Source organism: Campylobacter mucosalis, assembly GCF_013372205.1.
GTDB classification, from domain to species: domain Bacteria; phylum Campylobacterota; class Campylobacteria; order Campylobacterales; family Campylobacteraceae; genus Campylobacter_A; species Campylobacter_A mucosalis.
This window is the reverse complement of record NZ_CP053831.1, coordinates 591266-610620: the sequence shown is the minus strand read 5'-3', so window position 1 is coordinate 610620 and position 19355 is coordinate 591266. Positions and strand designations below refer to the sequence as shown.

The 19355-nt window shown below is 38.8% G+C and carries 9 protein-coding genes, 2 tRNA genes, 3 rRNA genes and 2 pseudogenes; 5 read left to right on the top strand and 11 right to left on the bottom strand.

Translation table 11 applies throughout. From position 1 onward, the window contains the following. Nucleotides 1–288: 288 nt before the first annotated feature. The 10 genes from rrf to mqnE all read right to left on the bottom strand — a co-directional run bounded on the left by rrf (nucleotide 289) and on the right by mqnE (nucleotide 11290). Nucleotides 289–407 (bottom strand): 5S ribosomal RNA (rrf, locus tag CMCT_RS03200). 273 nt (nucleotides 408–680) lie between these two features. Continuing rightward, nucleotides 681–3588, bottom strand: a 23S ribosomal RNA gene (locus CMCT_RS03195). A 502-nt stretch (nucleotides 3589–4090) separates the two neighbouring features. Next, nucleotides 4091–4167, bottom strand: a tRNA-Ile gene (locus tag CMCT_RS03190). 128 nt (nucleotides 4168–4295) lie between these two features. Next, nucleotides 4296–4371 (bottom strand) — tRNA-Ala (locus CMCT_RS03185). A gap of 294 nt (nucleotides 4372–4665) precedes the next feature. Then, a 16S ribosomal RNA gene (locus CMCT_RS03180) occupies nucleotides 4666–6176 on the bottom strand. The 16S, 23S and 5S rRNA genes sit together here with 2 tRNA genes alongside, the layout of an rRNA operon. A gap of 394 nt (nucleotides 6177–6570) precedes the next feature. Then, nucleotides 6571–7245, bottom strand: coding sequence for a pilus assembly FimT family protein (locus tag CMCT_RS03175; RefSeq protein ID WP_051654860.1), 675 nt, complete (start codon nucleotides 7243–7245; stop codon nucleotides 6571–6573). A 5-nt stretch (nucleotides 7246–7250) separates the two neighbouring features. Beyond that, the gene (locus tag CMCT_RS03170) at nucleotides 7251–8456 is read right to left on the bottom strand and encodes a hypothetical protein (protein WP_051654859.1); all 1206 of its coding nucleotides are present in this window, start codon (nucleotides 8454–8456) and stop codon (nucleotides 7251–7253) included. Further along, nucleotides 8456–8893, bottom strand: coding sequence for a phosphoribosyltransferase (locus tag CMCT_RS03165; protein ID WP_034968219.1), 438 nt, complete (start codon nucleotides 8891–8893; stop codon nucleotides 8456–8458). The genes CMCT_RS03170 and CMCT_RS03165 overlap by 1 nt, the downstream gene beginning before the upstream one ends. Before the next feature lie 9 nt (nucleotides 8894–8902). Next, nucleotides 8903–10216: an NCS2 family permease gene (locus CMCT_RS03160; RefSeq protein WP_169752868.1), complete on the bottom strand. Its 1314-nt coding sequence runs from the start codon at nucleotides 10214–10216 to the stop codon at nucleotides 8903–8905. 12 nt (nucleotides 10217–10228) lie between these two features. Then, a complete protein-coding gene (gene mqnE / locus CMCT_RS03155; protein WP_034968217.1) occupies nucleotides 10229–11290 on the bottom strand; it encodes an aminofutalosine synthase MqnE in 1062 nt (353 codons plus the stop codon). Nucleotides 11291–11401: 111 nt separating this feature from the next. On the opposite strand from mqnE, the gene CMCT_RS03150 reads away from it, so the two are divergent. Continuing rightward, nucleotides 11402–13828 carry an HD domain-containing protein gene (locus tag CMCT_RS03150; protein WP_034968215.1) on the top strand — a complete coding sequence of 809 codons (2427 nt, stop codon included), beginning with the start codon at nucleotides 11402–11404 and terminating at the stop codon, nucleotides 13826–13828. A gap of 3 nt (nucleotides 13829–13831) precedes the next feature. Further along, nucleotides 13832–15643, top strand: a complete 1812-nt coding sequence (glmS, locus tag CMCT_RS03145) for a glutamine--fructose-6-phosphate transaminase (isomerizing) (RefSeq protein WP_034968212.1) — start codon at nucleotides 13832–13834, stop codon at nucleotides 15641–15643. Here the strand turns inward: glmS and CMCT_RS03140 are convergent, their stop codons facing one another. Then, a complete protein-coding gene (locus CMCT_RS03140; protein WP_051654858.1) occupies nucleotides 15644–16630 on the bottom strand; it encodes a WG repeat-containing protein in 987 nt (328 codons plus the stop codon). A gap of 98 nt (nucleotides 16631–16728) precedes the next feature. On the opposite strand from CMCT_RS03140, the gene msrB reads away from it, so the two are divergent. From msrB to CMCT_RS09540, 3 genes and pseudogenes are all read left to right on the top strand, one after another. Continuing rightward, nucleotides 16729–17718 carry a peptide-methionine (R)-S-oxide reductase MsrB gene (gene msrB / locus CMCT_RS03135; RefSeq protein ID WP_034968210.1) on the top strand — a complete coding sequence of 330 codons (990 nt, stop codon included), beginning with the start codon at nucleotides 16729–16731 and terminating at the stop codon, nucleotides 17716–17718. Nucleotides 17719–17934: 216 nt separating this feature from the next. Further along, nucleotides 17935–18528, top strand: a pseudogene (locus tag CMCT_RS03130) (YagU family protein). Between the two features lie 145 nt (nucleotides 18529–18673). Beyond that, a pseudogene (locus CMCT_RS09540) lies at nucleotides 18674–19355 on the top strand (DUF3944 domain-containing protein).

The following is a 19355-nucleotide window of genomic DNA, read 5'->3' as shown; positions in this document are numbered from 1 at the left end:
ATATTTTTAACTCTTTGCTTTACTTGGTAAATTTACAATGTTCTCTATATTTACATAATCCTACAACGCAAGAAATCTACAAACCCAAACAACACCAATTGATATAAATACTCTAAACAACACAATAATATTAAAAAACCAACCCTCTAAAAATAACTAAAAAATAAAAAAGTAAAAATTCTAGAACAATAAAACACTAGAAGTTTAAAACCTAAAAACAAATAAAAAAATTAAAAAGATAGAAACTAAAAAATGATTTTAAAAAGTAGCAGACAAATATAAACACAAAGCCCGCAGCGACCTACTTTCCCAGCACCCCAGTAAGGGGGAGTATCATCAGCCATGACGAGCTTAGCTTCTTGGTTCGAGATGGAGCAAGGCGTTTCCTCGTCTGTATAGCCACGAGCAGTGTTAAATAAAACTTACTCATAAGTCTTATTTAACACTGATTTGGTTTGTTAAGAGTAAAGCGTTTTAAAAAAACTTTTTCTTGTTTAAGGTAAATTCCTGCAAAGTATTTGCAAGAAAGATTGCAAGTATTTTTGGTTTAGACAAGGCGGATTTTAACGAAGCGAGGGAGCTACCTTATCGGTAGTGACCGAAGCTGAATTAAAATCTAACGCAGTATAAAGCAAAAAGACGTAGCAAGATTTTATCCTTAACAAGGAAGTGATGCTTAAAAAGATAAGCAAACGAGCTATTAGTACTGGTCAGCTAAATGACTTTCATCAATTACACACCCAGCCTATCAAACTAGTAGTCTACTAGAGCTCTTAAAAGAAGATTCATCTTGGAGTTGGCTTCGAGCTTAGATGCTTTCAGCTCTTATCACATCCGAACGTAGCTACCGAGCGATGCCCTTGGCAGGACAACTCGTACACCAGTGGTTCGTTCGACCCGGTCCTCTCGTACTAGGGTCAACTCTCCTCAATCTTCTTACGCCCACGGCAGATAGGGACCGAACTGTCTCACGACGTTCTGAACCCAGCTCGCGTACCGCTTTAAATGGCGAACAGCCATACCCTTGGGACCTGCTCCAGCCCCAGGATGCGATGAGCCGACATCGAGGTGCCAAACCTCCCCGTCGATGTGAGCTCTTGGGGGAGATCAGCCTGTTATCCCCGGGGTACCTTTTATCCTTTGAGCGATGGCCCTTCCACACAGAACCACCGGATCACTAAGACCGACTTTCGTCCCTGCTTGACGTGTATGTCTCGCAGTTAAGCTGGCTTATACCTTTATACTCTACGAACGATTTCCAACCGTTCTGAGCCAACCTTTGTAAGCCTCCGTTACATTTTGGGAGGCGACCGCCCCAGTCAAACTACCCACCAGACATTGTCCTACTTGCGGATAACGCAAGCTAGTTAGCTATCAGAATAAAAAAGAGTGGTATCTCAACAATGGCTCATATACAACTGGCGTCATATACTCAAAGCCTCCCACCTATCCTGCACATCTTTATCCCAATAGCAGTATCAAGCTGTAGTAAAGGTCCACGGGGTCTTTCCGTCTTGCCGCGGGTAGGAGGAATTTTCACCTCCACTACAATTTCACTGGATCCCTCTTCGAGACAGCTCCCATCTCGTTACGCCATTCATGCAGGTCAGTATTTAACCGACAAGGAATTTCGCTACCTTAGGACCGTTATAGTTACGGCCGCCGTTTACTCGGGCTTCGATCAAGAGCTTCGCATTGCTGCTGACCCCATCAATTAACCTTCGAGCACCGGGCAGGCGTCACACCCTATACATCCTCTTACGAGTTAGCAGAGTGCTGTGTTTTTGGTAAACAGTCGGGAGGGACTCTTTGTTGTAACCTTCAATGCTTACGGAGTAAATCCTTCACAAAGTTAGGCACACCTTATACCGAAGATACGGTGCTATTTTGCAGAGTTCCTTGAAGAGAGTTCTTCCACGCGCCTTAGAATACTCATCCCACCCACCTGTGTCGGTTTACGGTACGGGCAACATTATCTAAACTTAGAAACTTTTCTTGGCTCGACAGTATCAAGGATTCGTCATCCATTCCGAAGAACTTCAAACGCCTGTGGGGTCTCGGATAAAGAGTTACGGATTTGCCTGTAACTCAACCTACACCTTTCGACCAGCACTTCCATCAGCTGGCTCCTTTAACTCTAAGCGTCCTTCCATCGCACAATAATGTTGGCATTGGAATATTAACCAATTTTCCATCGCATACCCCTTTCGGACTTTGCTTAGGACCCGGCTAACCCTACGATGACGAGCATCGCGTAGGAAACCTTGGGCTTACGGCGTTGGGGATTCTCACCCCAATTATCGCTACTCATGCCTGCATGCTCACTTCTATCCGCTCCAGCGCTCCTTACCGGTACACCTTCAACGCTGAATAGAACGCTCTCCTACCACTTAGTAAAACTAAGTCTAAAGCTTCGGTACTCATTTTAGCCCCGTTATATTTTCCGCGCAGAATCACTAGACCAGTGAGCTATTACGCTTTCTTTAAAGGATGGCTGCTTCTAAGCCAACCTCCTGGTTGTTTCAGTAACTCCACATCGTTTTCCACTTAAATGAGATTTAGGGACCTTAGCTGTTAGTCTGGGTTGTTCCCCTCTCGACGACGGATTTTATCACTCGCCGCCTGACTGCTGTGATTACACACTAGGTATTCGGAGTTTGATAGGGTTTGGTACATTGGTGTATGCCCTAGCCCATTCAGTGCTCTACCCCCTAGTGTTACGACACAACGCTATACCTAAATATATTTCGGAGAGAACCAGCTATCACGATGTTTGATTGGCCTTTCACCCCTATCCACAAGTCATCCCATGGCTTTTCAACGCCAGCGGGTTCGGTCCTCCACCGGTTCTTACACCGGTTTCAACCTGCTCATGGATAGATCACATCGTTTCGGGTCTGCAGCATCTGACTAATCGCCCTATTAAGACTCGCTTTCGCTACGGCTCCGGGTTTCCTTAACCTCGCCAGACACCACAACTCGCAGGCTCATTATGCAAAAGGCAGTCCATCACCCTGATAAATCATAGGGCTCTGAATGATTGTAAGTAAATGGTTTCAGGTTCTATTTCACTCTGATCACCTCAGTTCTTTTCACCTTTCCCTCACGGTACTTGTGCACTATCGGTCTAGTAGTAGTATTTAGGGTTGGATCGTGGTCGACCCAGCTTCAGACAGGATATCACGTGTCCCGCCCTACTCAGGATACTGCTAAGTAAAACATCGCTTTCATATACGGGAGTATCACCCTCTACGCTTAACCTTTCCAGGTTATTCTATTAGCTTTGTTTAGTCTATATTGCAGTCCTACAACCCCACTAGTAAACTAGTGGTTTGCCCTCTTACGCGTTCGCTCGCCGCTACTAGCGTAATCTCTATTGATTTCTTTTCCTGTTGGTACTAAGATGTTTCAATTCCCAACGTTCGCTCCATTATATGGTAACTGACATCTCTATCAGTTGGGTTGCCCCATTCAGAAATTCCCGGATCAAAGCCCCTTGACGGCTCCCCGAGACTTATCGCAGCCTGGCACGTCTTTCATCGCCTCTACTAGCCAAGGCATCCACCACTTACTCTTAGTAGCTTACCTTTTATTAGTATATGTTTATATTCTAATTCGCATCACTTCCTTGTTAAAGATAATATTTTTTTAACTTCGCAGACGAACAAGTCCGTCTTTGCGACCAAAGAGCTACGCCCTTTGGAAACCCCTAAAGCACACCAACGCTTTCGGCGTTGCCGTAAATTTTAGTTGTTTGCCTTTTATTACTACATCTAAATTTTAAACTCCAAGACGGAAAGCATTGACAGATACAATGGATAAGTTTTAAATCCCATAATATCTTGTGATGTCAAACTTTTGCATTTAATGCAAGAGATTAAAATCTTAGATCTTTAACAAGTCCTGTAAAATTGTTTTTATTAAAACTTGCTTGTGACTCTTAACAATGATAAATAAATGAACATTTAGATTAAAAAATCTAAATCAAATTTTTAGAATTAAAAACTTGATTTAGATTTCTAAGTTAAACCAATTAAACCCTTTTTATTGGGGAGTGAATTATAGCTAATAAAACTTATAGTAAGCTTTATGGTGGGCCTAACAAGACTTGAACTTGTGACCTCACCCTTATCAGGGGTGCACTCTAACCAGCTGAGCTATAGGCCCTCTTACTCGTTCTTTTTCTTTACACTTCTTTAAAGCTCACTCACAACTGCGTTACGTAGCATATCTACGCTCCTTGTCGCTCGGTCGCTTTTCATCGTTTAAAGAAAAAATAACTTCGCATACTATTATGGTGGAGAATAGCGGGATCGAACCGCTGACCTCCTGCGTGCAAAGCAGGCGCTCTCCCAGCTGAGCTAATTCCCCTTCTTGCTCATTATTTTTCATTATACTTCGTTGAATTTTAATAAATCTGCGGTCATTACCAATAAGGTAACTCCCTTGATTTTTTAAAATTCACCTCGTCTAATAAAAAATAATATCACAACGATATCTTTAAAAATTTAAAAAGCAATAACTGAATTTTAAAATAAAAAAATACAATTGCTTTAAATTTCAGAGTATCTTTATTAGCTGTCAATCTTTCAAAACTAAACAAGGATCAATTGAGATATTCCTTTATGAACTGATAGTTGTGAGACTTATCAGTTTGTACTCTAGAAAGGAGGTGATCCAACCGCAGGTTCTCCTACGGTTACCTTGTTACGACTTCACCCCAGTCGCTGATTCCACTGTGGGCGGTAGCTAGTTTAGCATTCCGACTTCGAGTGAAATCAACTCCCATGGTGTGACGGGCGGTGAGTACAAGACCCGGGAACGTATTCACCGTAGCATGGCTGATCTACGATTACTAGCGATTCCGGCTTCATGGAGTCGAGTTGCAGACTCCAATCCGAACTGGGACATATTTTATAGATTTGCTCCATCTCGCGATATTGCGTCTCATTGTATATGCCATTGTAGCACGTGTGTCGCCCCGGACATAAGGGCCATGATGACTTGACGTCGTCCACACCTTCCTCCTCCTTGCGAAGGCAGTCTATTTAGAGTGCTCGGCCTAACCGTTAGCAACTAAATACGTGGGTTGCGCTCGTTGCGGGACTTAACCCAACATCTCACGACACGAGCTGACGACAGCCGTGCAGCACCTGTCTCAACATTCTAGCAAGCTAGCACTTCCGTATCTCTACAGAATTCGTTGGATATCAAGTCCGGGTAAGGTTCTTCGCGTATCTTCGAATTAAACCACATGCTCCACCGCTTGTGCGGGTCCCCGTCTATTCCTTTGAGTTTTAATCTTGCGACCGTACTCCCCAGGCGGTATACTTAATCCGTTAGGTGCATTACTGCCAAGACTAGCTTAGCAACAACTAGTATACATCGTTTAGGGCGTGGACTACCAGGGTATCTAATCCTGTTTGCTCCCCACGCTTTCACGCCTTAGCGTCAGTTGAGTTCCAGCAGATCGCCTTCGCAATGGGTATTCCTGGTGATCTCTACGGATTTTACCCCTACACCACCAATTCCATCTGCCTCTCCCTCACTCTAGATTATCAGTTTCCCAAGCAGTTCTATGGTTAAGCCATAGGATTTCACAAGAGACTTGATAATCCGCCTACGCGTCCTTTACGCCCAGTGATTCCGAGTAACGCTTGCACCCCCCGTATTACCGCGGCTGCTGGCACGGAGTTAGCCGGTGCTTATTCGTTAGGTACCGTCATGGTTCTTCCCTAACAAAAGGAGTTTACGCTCCGAAAAGTGTCATCCTCCACGCGGCGTTGCTGCTTCAGGGTTTCCCCCATTGAGCAATATTCCCTACTGCTGCCTCCCGTAGGAGTCTGGACCGTGTCTCAGTTCCAGTGTGACTGATCATCCTCTCAGACCAGTTATGCGTCATAGCCTTGGTGAGCCATTACCTCACCAACTAGCTGATACAATATAGCCTCATCCTATGCCGAAAAACTTTCCCGACTTAACTTATGTTAAGAAGGAGTATGGAGTATTAGCAGTCATTTCTAACTGTTGTCCTCCTGCATAGGGCAGATTAGCTATACATTACTCACCCGTGCGCCACTAAGATTAAATAGCAAGCTACTTAATCTCCGTTCGACTTGCATGTATTAGGCACGCCGCCAGCGTTCACTCTGAGCCAGGATCAAACTCTCCATATTAATTTCGCAGATGAGCAAAGCTCATCTTTACGACAAGGAGCTACGCTCCCTTGACCCACCTAAAGAATATAGATTGCTAACGCAATCAAATAACAATGTTTTTAAACATTATCTTTAATCTAGGTCAAATGTTATATGAAGTTTTTAATCTAAAAACTTTTGTTTTTTATTTATTAGTTTTAGTTTGCTAAAATAAGCAAACTGGCTCAATCGATCACTTGTTTAGATTTCAAAGATTGACTAATAGTTTAACATTAATAATTTAAAAGAACAACGATAAAAAAGAAAGGCTTTATTAACTCAGAAGGTTAAAGGTGGTTTCTCTCAACTCGTGAGCTGGAATTATATAAGAGAGTTGCTTAAAAGGGGCTTAAAAAATAGATTATTTTAAAAATTATTTTTTTACAATACAATCTATATTAGCTTGATCGCAAATTTGAGCAAAACCACTCTTTGCATATACTATGATTTTAGCGGTATTTCCGTTATTTTCTGTGATACTTATTATGCAATTTTCCTTTTTTATCCTATTTTTGGTTTTATTGCTTACAAGCCTACCAAATCTATCAAAGGACAATCTTTTCTCTGCACCACAAGACTTGCTAAAAGAGACATTTACTATATTAAATTTAGCGCCTAAATTTAGCTCATCGCTAACAAATCCGCACTCTTTTTTAGAAATACCGCTCCAGCCAGGACTTAAGTATCTATCGCTTCTAGATGGGTTTCTTGCAACTTCGTATGGTGAATTTAGTTCGCTTTTTTGATCTTTTTGGCGATTTGAGTAAACCGAATACCTCCAAGTTTTGCTTTTTCCACCACAATTGCCAATGGTTGTATTGTTAAAAGATACGCTCCAAACACTCTTACGCCAGTTTTTACCACCAGTTTGCAAGTCAAATTTATCATCTTGAATAGCAAGGTGTCTAGCGTATCTAATGTGTGAAACGATTTGCTGGGCGGCAAGTTTGGCGTTATTTAAATTTTGTCTTGGTGCAAAGATATAAATCAAAATAGAAACCAAGATGATTACGACAATAAGCTCAATAAAAGAAAACGCTCTTTTCATCGCACCTATCTTTTTGAAATTTTAAATCCAGCTATCTCTTTGCCAAAACGCTTAATGACTATCTCTTTGCCATTAGTAAGTCTTAGCTCTTTACCACTTTCAATACCATAAAATTTCAGCCTAAGTGCAAGTTTTTCATCCTGGGTATAAATTTTATATATATCCTTACTTTTTAAAGCCTTTGAAAGCTCTCTTGCAATATTTAGCTTATATACAAAGTGATTTTTAGGCTCATTTATAAATTTATAAATTATTGGATTAAACACTATAACCAAATAATTTAAAAGCAAAGAAATAAAAATAAATAGCCCAAAAGCTCTGTATCGTTTTCTAAATTTAGGCAGCCTAACACGATAAGCACTCATAAACATACGAATCATTAAAGGTGTAGCTATGACACAAAAAGGCAAAAATGCTTCTAAATTTAGCCGTTGCCTTAAAGAGACTATCATACAAAAACAAAACGCACTTACACAAACAAACCAAAGTAAATTTTTGCTCTCTTTGACCCAAATTCTATAAAGTGTATAGACAAAGTAAAAAAACACAAACGGCGAAAAAACAGCAGCGAAAATTCCAAACGTATCAACAAAGTGTCCGCTAGGTTTTCCATTTGTATCAAAGCCAAAAAAATAGATACTAAACGCAAACAAAGTAGCACACAACCAAGCCATTAATGCGTCTTTTTTAATAAGAGCAAAAATAAACAAAGCCAGATAAAATGCCAAAAAATCATTGCCAATAAACACACTGGTTACAAGAAGTATGTAAAAAGCTACTATTTTTTTTATATGAAACAGGTAGAGCATTAAAAGCGTTAGCATTATACAAAGCCCAGCGTCATTTACGACGACTGCACTGGCTATGGTACCTGGTAAAAGTATAAACAAAATCACGCTAAAAATTCTATCAATCCTGCAAGATAGATAAAATTTACTTACATTATATAACAGCACGATACTTATGACGTGAAAAATAACCATAGGCAACCTAAGTCCAAAGTCATTTTGTCCAAAAATAAAGGTGCTAAATTTAACGATATGGCTTAAAATTTCAGAGTCATTAAAGTAAATTTTGGCTTCGTAGTAGCTAATACTTAAATAACTAGCACAAAACCAAAGCAGTAAAACATCAAAAAATATAACAGCCAAAAGCATTTTGGTTTCAAAACGAGCCGAGTTTTGATCAAAATATGCTTTTAGCAAAGACATTATAGATTTATATCCCAAAAAAACTCAACCCACTCGTTTGCCTCTTTGACTTTATAATCAGGCAACAAAAGGGCTTTTTGCTTATAAAACACGGTGGCGATTTTTATGCTTAAATGTGGATATAGCTCAAGCAATCTACGCTTTATCTCAACCATACTCTCACCACTATCAATAATATCATCAACGACTAAAATTTTAGTGTATTTACTAAGGTCTGGAATATTAAAAACATCAATTGTATCGAGTTTATTTGTATCATTGTAGTGTATGGAGTTTAAGCTAAATAAATTTCTATTTTGCAAAGCAACAGCCAAAGAGTGACCAAGCGTCATACCGCCACGTGCGATAGCTAAAATAACATCAGGCTCAAATTCGCTCTTTATCTGACTAGCCATTTTTTTTACATCAACTGCAAATTCTTCGTAAGTATAAAACATATTTTCTCCTTAATGAACCACAAAAACAACAAAACTTATTATAGATAGCGTCACAATACCTACATTTATCTTATCCCACTCGTTTCTAAAAATTCTCACAACTAAATACGCCAAAAAGCCAAAAGCAAGACCATTTGTAATAGAGTATGTAAGTGGAACAAGCGTTACCATAAAAAACGTAGCAACAGAGATCGCTGGGTCTTTATAATCAATGCTTCCAAGCTCCGTAAACATCAACACGCCAACAACAACCAAAACTGGATATATCGCATTTGCTGGGATAGCCTTAAACAAAGGCAACATAAACAAAATACAAAGGAAAAATATACCACAGAAAATAGCAGTAAGTCCGGTTCTACCACCGGCTTCAACGCCGCTAGAACTCTCGACAAACGTTGTAGTCGTACTAACGCCAAGCAGCGAGCCTGTAACGGTCGCCAATGCGTCTGCTTCTAGTGTTTTTTCAAGCTTTTTCACGTCCTCTTTGCTATTTTGCATATCAACCCCACTTCTACTAGCCACGCCAGATAGCGTACCTATGGAGTCAAAAAGATCGGTAACAAAAAACACTATAATAACTGGTACAAGAGCTAGTGTAAAAAGCCCCTTTTCATCAAAAAATACACTTTTAATATCAAGCTGTAAAAATATAGGATTTATAGACGCTGGTTGTGATAAAAATTCAGTCGGAAGCGGTGCTAATCCAAATATCCAGCAAAGCAAAGTCGTAAGCAAGACGCCGATAACAAAGGCTCCATTAATCTTTCTAACCCAAAGTCCAATTATAATAAAAATTCCAACCAAACTAATAAGCACATGCGGATCAGATACGTTACCAAGTCCTAATAAAACGGTGTCGTTTTTGACAACTATCCCCATTTGTTGAAGTCCGACAAACGCGATAAATACGCCTATACCGCCACTTATAGCCCTACATAAATCAGCAGGTATACTCTTTAAAACCCACACACGAAAATTTGTAAACGATAAAATAACAAAGATTACACCAGATAGAAAAACCACACCAAGAGCTGTTTGCCACGGCACTTTCATACTAAGGCAAAGCCCGAAAGTAAAATAAGCATTAAGCCCCATACCAACGCTCATAGCCATAGGCGTATTTGCCCACAAGCCGTTTATAATAGTAGCTATGGCTGTAATAAGCGTAGTAGCCGTAATAAGTGCATCTATGGGCATGCCAGCCTTGCTCATAATTATTGAATTGACTGGAACGATATATATCATCGTTAAAAACGTAGTAAAACCAGCATTTAACTCCTTAGAAACGGTGGTTTTATTCTCTCTTAGCTTAAAAAAGTCCAAGACACTCTCCTTTTAGTAAATTTTTAATTCATTATACAAACTATCACGCTCAACTGGCGTAAAACCAGAACTTTTTATAATATCACAAAATGCCCTTAAACTCGTGCCATTTGCACTACTTGCACCAGCTGCACTTTGGATACTCTCTTTTTGTATCGTCCCATCAAGGTCATCTGCTCCAAATTCCTGTGCAATCATTGCCAAATTTAGCGTTGAAGTAGCCCAGTAAGCCTTAATGTGTGGGATATTATCAAGCACAAGGCGAGAGATTGCAATTGTTTTTAAAATTTCAGCTGAACCAAGAAATTTTGCCTCTTTTAGGTAGTTATTTTCACGCTGATAAACAAGCGGTATAAAAGCGTTAAATCCGCCTGTGATGTCTTGTAAATCCCTGATTCTAAGCATATGATCAATGCGACTCTCGCGACTCTCAATGTGTCCAAAGAGCATAGTTGCGTTGCTTTGTCTGCCATTTTTATGCCAAAGCTCGTGAATTTTAAGCCAGTTAGCACTACTTACCTTGCCTTTACAAATTTTTGCCCTGATCTCTTCATCAAAAATTTCAGCCCCACCGCCTGGCATACTATCTACGCCATATTCAAGCATTTTTTCTATCACATTCTCGTAGCTAAAACCGCAACTTCTAGCGATAAAATCAACCTCAGCTGCCGTTAGTGCTTTAATGTGAATTTGTGGGTGTTTATCTTTTATCTTTTTAAAAATTTCTAAATACCACTCCCAGCCGTCATCAATGTTGTGAGCTGAAACGATATGAACCTCTTTAACGCCGATTTTAACGCTATCATCAACGATTTTTAAAATCTCATCGTGGGTCATTTTATATGGATTTGGATTTTTTCTGTGTGCTGAAAACGCACAAAATTTACAGACATCAGCACAGATATTTGTGGGATTTATATGGCGATTTATGTTAAAAAAGACCTTTTTTTCGTGCCTTTTTAAACGCTCCTTAAACGCAAAAGCCCCAAGCGTAAAAAGGTCAAGCTCGTAAAGCCTAAATGCATCATCACGACTGATACGCTCTGCATTTTGTAGTTTTTGTAATATATCCAATTTTTGTCCTGATTATGAAACTAATCTCGTGATTATATTAAACAAAGCTTTAAATTTAGCAAAATTTGAGTATTATCCTGCCAATATTTTTAAATAAGAGCAGTCAGGATAATGGTTGATTTAAATAAAATTTTCATAAAACACTTTCAAAAATCTCAAGGTAGAAATTTTGTAAATTTTTTAACAAAAGAGATAGATGCAAGGCTAGAAAACGCATTTCTGCAAACATTTAGAGAATTTTTTGATGATTTTATGCCAAGCTTTGAGAGCTTTCCAGTTTGCATAATTGCAAACGCAAAATTTGCACAAAATTTAATAAGCATAGGCTCCGAGCTTGAAGTACTAATCGTTCATAAAAACGTCACAGGCTACAACATCAAACCATTTTTAAAATCGTTAAACATCGCATTTGAGAACTTAAATTTAAATTTGAGCATAAAAAATGGCGAGGTTAACGAGCTATTTGATAGATACAAAGACGACATAAAGGCAAAAAGTTCACTGTGTGTGATTAGATTTATTTGTGGTTCAAAAGGGCTTTATAAAAGGGCTAGAGATGAGATAAATAGCCTAAAAGAGTACAAAAAAGATGAGTTTTTAAAGCACCACTTAAAAGTGCTATCGCCATTTGATAGCGTCACAGCGTTAGAGCAAGAGCCAAATATCAAAACTGGCTTTGGTGGCATAGACGAAGTGTGGCGACTAAACTGCATTATAAGCACGATAAATAGCGAAAATCAAGCAAGGTTAAGCTCCTTATATCTTGATGAAAAACAGCTTAGCCAGTTTAACCTAAATGTTGATTTTTTATTATCCTTGCGTTCAGCCCTAAATTTAACTCAAAATAGCGATAAATTCATTGCAAAAAGTGTTGATAGAGTAACTTCTTTGTTGCAAACAAAGTCCAAAAAAAGCCTTGATAATGAGGGTGTAATAAGCCAAAAAATGCTAAATTCTATGAGAAATTTAGGTTTTTGTGTAAGATTTGGTGCTGTAACTCTAGCTAGAAATTTAAACATTAGCCTATCTCAAAAACGTGCTTTGCGGCTAAAAAATGGTCTTTATCAAATATCAAATACAATTTATGCACCACTTCACAAAACAGCAAAAAGCCTTAAAGCCTTTCTAAAAGAGCTAAATGACTTGCGAGATATTGAGCTGAAATTTGACATAAGTGCCATTTTTTACATAAAAAGAGTTAAATTTTCAAAAGATGAGACAGATGAGTGCAACGATGAGATTAAGCGTATTTTTATGCGCAAAAATTCATTTGGGATATTAAAAGCACTGCTTGACGCCGATATTTTAGGCGATCTTATAAAACCGCTTGAGCATACCATAGGGCTTGCTCAGTATGACAGCTACCACAAATTTAGCGTTGATGAGCATAGTGTTTTTAGTGTAAAACAGCTAGAAAACATAAAAGATAGCTTCATAAAATCGCTTTATAACGAGCTTTGTATGGACGGCAAACTTATGCTAAAGTTAGTAGCCCTTTTACACGATGTTGGTAAGGCAAGTATTGGTGAACACGCAGTTGTCGGTGCAAATATCTTTCGTGCGTATGCAAATCGCCTTGGACTAAAGAGCGAAGCAGTAAATATCGGAGTGACGCTGGTTAAATACCACACCCTAATGAGCAACGTCGCAAATAGAGAGGATATATACTCTGAGCGTGTAATATTTAGTTTTATCTCAAAACTAGCAGATAAACAGACACTAAAGCTTTTATACATACTAACTTACTGCGTGATAAATGCGACAGATGAGAGCCTTTATAATAGCTACACAGTAAAACTCTTGCGTGAGCTTTATGAAATTTCACTTCTTAGCTTTGATGATGAAACCTTGCTTGATGAGGCAACTAGAAGAATCAAAAAGGAGAGTAGTATAAGACGAAATGATGAGTTTTTAGCACTTCCTAAAGAGCTTGGGGAGAAAATTTTTCAAATTCCATCAAATTTACTCTTTATAAAGTATCAAACAAGCGAGATAATCGCTCTTTCAAGGTGGGCAAACGAAGTTAAACAAATACAAATCGATATAAAAAATGAGCAAAATTTAAGCCTATCTATCATCTCAAATCAAAAGGTTAATTTAAGTCTCTTGCTTTACGAACTTGCTAGTTTTGACCTTGCGTATATGGAAATTTACGAGTTGTTTGAAAATAAAAATTTCATCAAACTTGAATTTAACAAAACAGCAAAAAATTCAGAACTTATAAATTTGCAAAATAACATAAAAACAATGCTGTTAAGCGACAAAAAACCAAACGTAGCAAGACCAATCATTAGCAAAGATGAGTTACACTACGAGCCAAATCACTCAAAAGAGTATGCAAGGCTAAACATCAACGCAAAAGATCAGCGTGGGCTTATGGCTTACGTGATGAGCATACTTCAAACCTTTAGTATATCTGTGGCAAATGCAAGAATTCAAACCATAAAAAATCGCACAAGAAATCTCTTTTTGATTAGCAAAACCGACGACTTGTGCTATAATTGGCAAAAAATTTTAAACCAACTAATAAGCGAGTAAAAAATGTGTGGAATCGTAGGATACATCGGTAAAAATGAAAAAAGAGATATTATTATAAATGGACTAAGGGAGCTTGAATACCGCGGATATGATAGCGCTGGTATGGCTGTGATGAGCCAAAATCAAATTGAGTATTTTAAGGCTGTGGGCAAGCTTGATAATTTAGCTGATAAAACCAAAGATTTTAGCTCAACTGAGCTTGGTGTGGCTATCGGACACACACGCTGGGCGACGCACGGCAAACCAACAGAGATAAACGCTCATCCACACCTTGGAGAGCACTCATTTGTCGTGCATAACGGCATTATTGAAAACTACAAAGAGCTAAAAGATGAGCTTGAAAAAAAGGGTGTGAAATTTCTAAGCCAAACCGACACCGAGGTCATAGTTCATCTTTTTGAGTATAATCTAAACGAGCTAAAAGAGCCGTTTAAAGCTTACGAGGCGACGATAGCTAGACTTCGTGGTGCTTACGCAACCTTACTTATTACAAAAACTGCCCCAAATACAATCTTTTTTGCAAAAGACGCAGCTCCACTTGCGATCGCTAAAGCTAACGATAATGGGCTGTTTTTTGCCTCATCTGACGCCGCACTTATTGGTGTTGCAAAAGAGGTAGCGTATCTTGATGATAAGACTTACGGATTTATCGCACCAAATGAGATTAAAATTTTTAAGGATAAAAATAGCGTCCTGCCAAATTTTTCACCACTCCCACAGGATAAAACTTACGCCCAAAAAGAGGGTTATAAATTTTTTATGGAGAAAGAAATTTACGAGCAAAGTGCTGTGGTCGCTGAGTGTTTAATGGGTCGTGCAAAGGATAGTGGCATAGTGCTTGAAGGACTAAGTGATGAGTATTTAAAGGGTATTGATGACGTCGTGATTTGTGCGTGTGGCACGAGCTACCACGCAGCACTTACGGCTAGTTATCTCTTTGAGCGTTTAGCCGATACTAGGGCAAAGGTCGAGATAGCAAGCGAATTTAGATACAGAGAGCCAAAGCTAAATAAAAACGCCCTATTTATCGTAATCAGCCAAAGTGGCGAAACAGCCGATACTCTTGAAGCCCTAAAAATCGCTAAAAACGCTGGGCTAAAAACCCTAGCCATTTGTAATGTAGATAATTCAAGCATTGTCCGCCTAGCCGACACCACGCTTTTAACACGTGCTGGTATCGAAAAAGGCGTGGCTTCTACAAAGGCGTTTGCAACACAGGTAGCCACACTTTGGATGTTGGTTTTAGCCCTTGCAAAGGCAAAAAATACGCTTAGCAAAAACGAGCTAGAAAACGAGCTAAAAGCCCTACTTCACGTACCAAGCGTCCTAAATGTCAATGCAAATTTACAAGAAAAAATCCGCCGTTTAAGCAAACACTACTTGCACGGACACGGATTTTTCTTTATCGGACGCGATATTTTCTATCCACTCGCACTTGAAGGGGCGTTAAAGCTTAAAGAAATTTCATACCTACACGCCGAGGGCTATCCAAGTGGCGAGATGAAGCACGGACCAATCGCACTTGCTGATGAAAGGCTTTTTACAATCGCTCTAATGCCAAAAAACAGCCTTTATGAAAAGGTAAAAAGCAATGTCGAAGAACTTGCCGCAAGGGACGCTTATATCTTAGCCATTAGCCCTGATGAGTTTGAGCTTAGCGATGATTTTATCCGCACAAACACTCACAATCACGCAATGCTTGAATTTTTTGAGATGATGATAATACTGCAAATTTTCGCGCTTGAAATTTCAGTCAGACTTGGTAATAACGTAGATATGCCAAGAAACCTAGCAAAGAGCGTAACGGTGGAGTAATCACTCCTCCGTTATAAAATTAAACTGGCTATCTATCATCATCCACTTGCCGTTTTTCTTTACAAACGCCACACCCTCGCTAAAATCACGAACGTCATCAAATTCAAATGGCGCGACAACCTTGCCGGTTTTATCTATAAATCCGTATTTACCACCACTTCTAACCCTAGCAAAACCCTCTTTAAACTCAAACGCCTCTTCATAATTAAAAGGCACGACAAGTTTGCCACTCCTATCTATAAAGCCGTATTTGCCGTCCTCTCTGACCCTTGCCATACCCTCGCTAAATCTCCAAGCATACTCATATAAAAAAGGGATTACAAGTTTGCCCGTTTTATCAATAAAGCCTATTTTACCGCCATTTTTAACCATAGCAAGGTCATCACTAAACTCCCAAGCAAATTCATATTTTAAAGGCACGACAATCTTACCACTTTTATCTATAAAACCGTGCTTATCGTCTTTGGTCACACTAGCTAAATTTTGGGTAAAGCTAAAAGCATAGTCATATTTTAACGGCACAACAACTTTGCCGGTTTTATCTATAAAGCCGTATCTGTCGCCCTTTTGCACGACCGACAAACCCTCACTAAAACTCTCAGCTACGTCATATTTTAAAGGCACGATGATTTTACCAGCTTTATCTATGAAGCCGCATTTGCCCTTTTTACTAACCGCTGCCAAACCCTCGCTAAATCCCCAAACTTCATCATACATAAAAGGTACGACAACCTTGCCAGACTTATCGGCATAGCCGTATTTTTCATCTTTTTTAACCACGACCAAATCATCTTTAAAACCCCAAACTTCATCAAATTCAAACAAACCTATAACCTTGCCCGTTTTATCCACAAAGCTTGTTTTGCCGTCTTTTATGACCTTAGCCAAACCACCACTAAAATCAAAAACCCTATCAAAATCAAACATTTTAGGCTCCCCAAAACAACTGCTAAAAAGCACCAATAACGCTAAAATTTGCTTTTTCATATCTATCCTTATCTAAAATTTAAATGCCATTATATTTTAATTTATATTGTTTTTAACTTTTTTTAGGTAGATTTTTAGAAATTTTTTAAAGGTATGGTATGAAAAATTTTCTAATCATATTTATTTTAATTTTTTCTACACAAGCAAAGGATTTAAAGATGAGTGAAATTTACCTAGCAGGTGGCTGTTTTTGGGGTATGCAGGGCTATTTTAAACAACTTAAAGGCGTGGTTAAAACAAGCGTGGGCTACGCAAACGGCAACACTGATACAACCAGCTACTACGAGCTAAAAGCGACAAATCACGCCGAAACACTTCATATCGTTTATGATGAAAAAATCAGCCTAAACGAGCTTTTAGCACACTTTTTTAGGGTAATTGACCCAACTAGCCTAAACAAGCAGGGCAACGACATTGGCACGCAGTATAGAAGTGGGATTTACTACACAAACGATGCCGATTTAAGCGTCATAAAAGAGGCTATCAAAGCCGAGCAGGAATTTTACTCAAAGCCAATTGTAGTTGAAGTAAGCCCCCTAAAAAACTACATTTTAGCCGAGGATTATCATCAAGATTATTTGGATAAAAACCCAAACGGCTACTGCCACATTAACTTAGAAATGGCTAAAAAACCGCTAGAAAAAGAGCGTTTTAAAAAGCCGAGCAAGGATGAATTAAAGCGGACTTTAAGTGAAATTTCATACAAAGTAACGCAAGAAAATGCGACCGAACGCCCATTTTCAAGCGAATATGATAAAAATTTCAAAAAGGGCATTTATGTTGATATAATCAGTAAAAAGCCACTTTTTAGCTCAAAGGATAAATTTGACGCTGGGTGCGGTTGGCCAAGTTTTGCTAAGCCAATCACAAAAGACGCCCTAAAATACGAGCAAGACTACTCGCACAGTATGAGTAGGATTGAGGTTAGATCAAGCGTGGCAGATAGCCATTTAGGGCACGTTTTTGACGATGGATTAGCCGAGCTTGGTGGGCTAAGATACTGCATAAATGGGGCTTCGCTCTTATTTATCCCACTTGAAAAAATGGATGAGCTTGGATATTCTGACTTTAAAAAATTTGTTGAGTAATGAGAGGGCATGAAAACGGCTGGGCTGATGATAGATTTTCAGGATAGAATTTTAAAGTGATGAGTGGCAGGGATTGGATAACGAGGCATTAAAAGATGAAATTTTAGACTTATCGTTTTTGGCATTAAAGCTCACGTTTGCGTTTTACAATCGGTCAAGGACTTACAAAAATGGGTAAAAAAGTAACACTAATCGCTGACGTGGTCGTAAGCAAAGATGAGCAAAACAGGCAGCTTAGCCGCACTCATTGGCATTATTGCTGGTGTAATCTCATCTTTTGTAAAGTGGGGAGGCGAATTCCCATTGCCACCACGAAGTCCTGGCAATATGTTTAATGCCGCTTGCGGGCCTGAAAGCCTAATTAGAACAGCAGATCAAATTGACTGCTCACGAAATTTTCTAAATCCGCCTTATGTGTTTTTGCGCGATTATTTAGGCGTTAGCGACACTTACGCTGCACTTTATGAGTTTGCTGGACACGCATTTAACTACGTAATGATGACGCATATCATTTTCTAAGTCATCTTTGCAATTAGCTACTGTGTTTTAGCTGAAAAATACCCAAAAATCACGCTTTTTCAAGGAATTTTAGCAGGTATCATCGTAAATACAGCCGTTCACGTAATTGCCCTACCACTTATGGGACTTACGCCACCACTTTCGACTCTGCCGTGGTATGAGCATGTTTCTGAGTATGTCGGACACGCAATTTGGGTGTGGTCAATAGAGATAATCAGGCACGATTTAAGAGCAAGAATCACAAAAGAACCAGATCCAAGCGACGGCATTTGTTGCTGCAAAAAGGCGTAACTACTTTATGACATTTATGGCTTCATGGCGAAGCCATTTTTTTAATTATCTATCTGTAAAAACACTATAATTTTAAGCTCTTTTTTATTGACATCGTTTTTTTTGATAAAATCAAATATTAATTAATTTTAAACAAGGAAGTATTGTGGCTTATAAATTTGATGAAAATTTAGAGTTTTTAAGAGAGCTAGAAAGTAGCCAGTTAAATGAGCTGGTGGATATTTTAAAAGGTAAAGACGGCGATGAAAGATGGAGTCAAACTCCTACATCAAATGGACTTTTTAAAAGATTTTATTCGGACCACAAAAAATACATTGAGCCAATTATGGCTAAATTGCAAGAATTTGGTGGCAACTCGTTTTTAAATATCTTTCGTGGTGGTGGCGTTAAATACAAAAAATTTAAATACCGAGACAATAGAACAAAATATGTTTATGAAAATTTTAACCAATAGCATATCAAAAATGAACGAAAATGAGTTAAAAGAGGTTGTTAAGCGGACTTGAATTAAAAACAACAAATTTTACTTCAAACGCCGTAATTATAGCACTTCAAGCTGTAATAAGAAATGGTGGTTTTTGTCGTATCAAATAGCACTTATTGCCGCAAACGCGGTAGCAAAAACTGCGTTAGAAAGAGGACTAACATTAACTGCTAATGCGACATTAACAATGGTTATTGGTATATTTTCAGGACCAATCGGCTAGATTTTAACAAGCATTTGGACAGCTATTGATATAGCTGGACCAGCATACAGAGTAACGATATTAGTGACAATTCAAGTGGCATTTTTAAGACAAGTTTATCTAAATAAACAAAAGGATTAG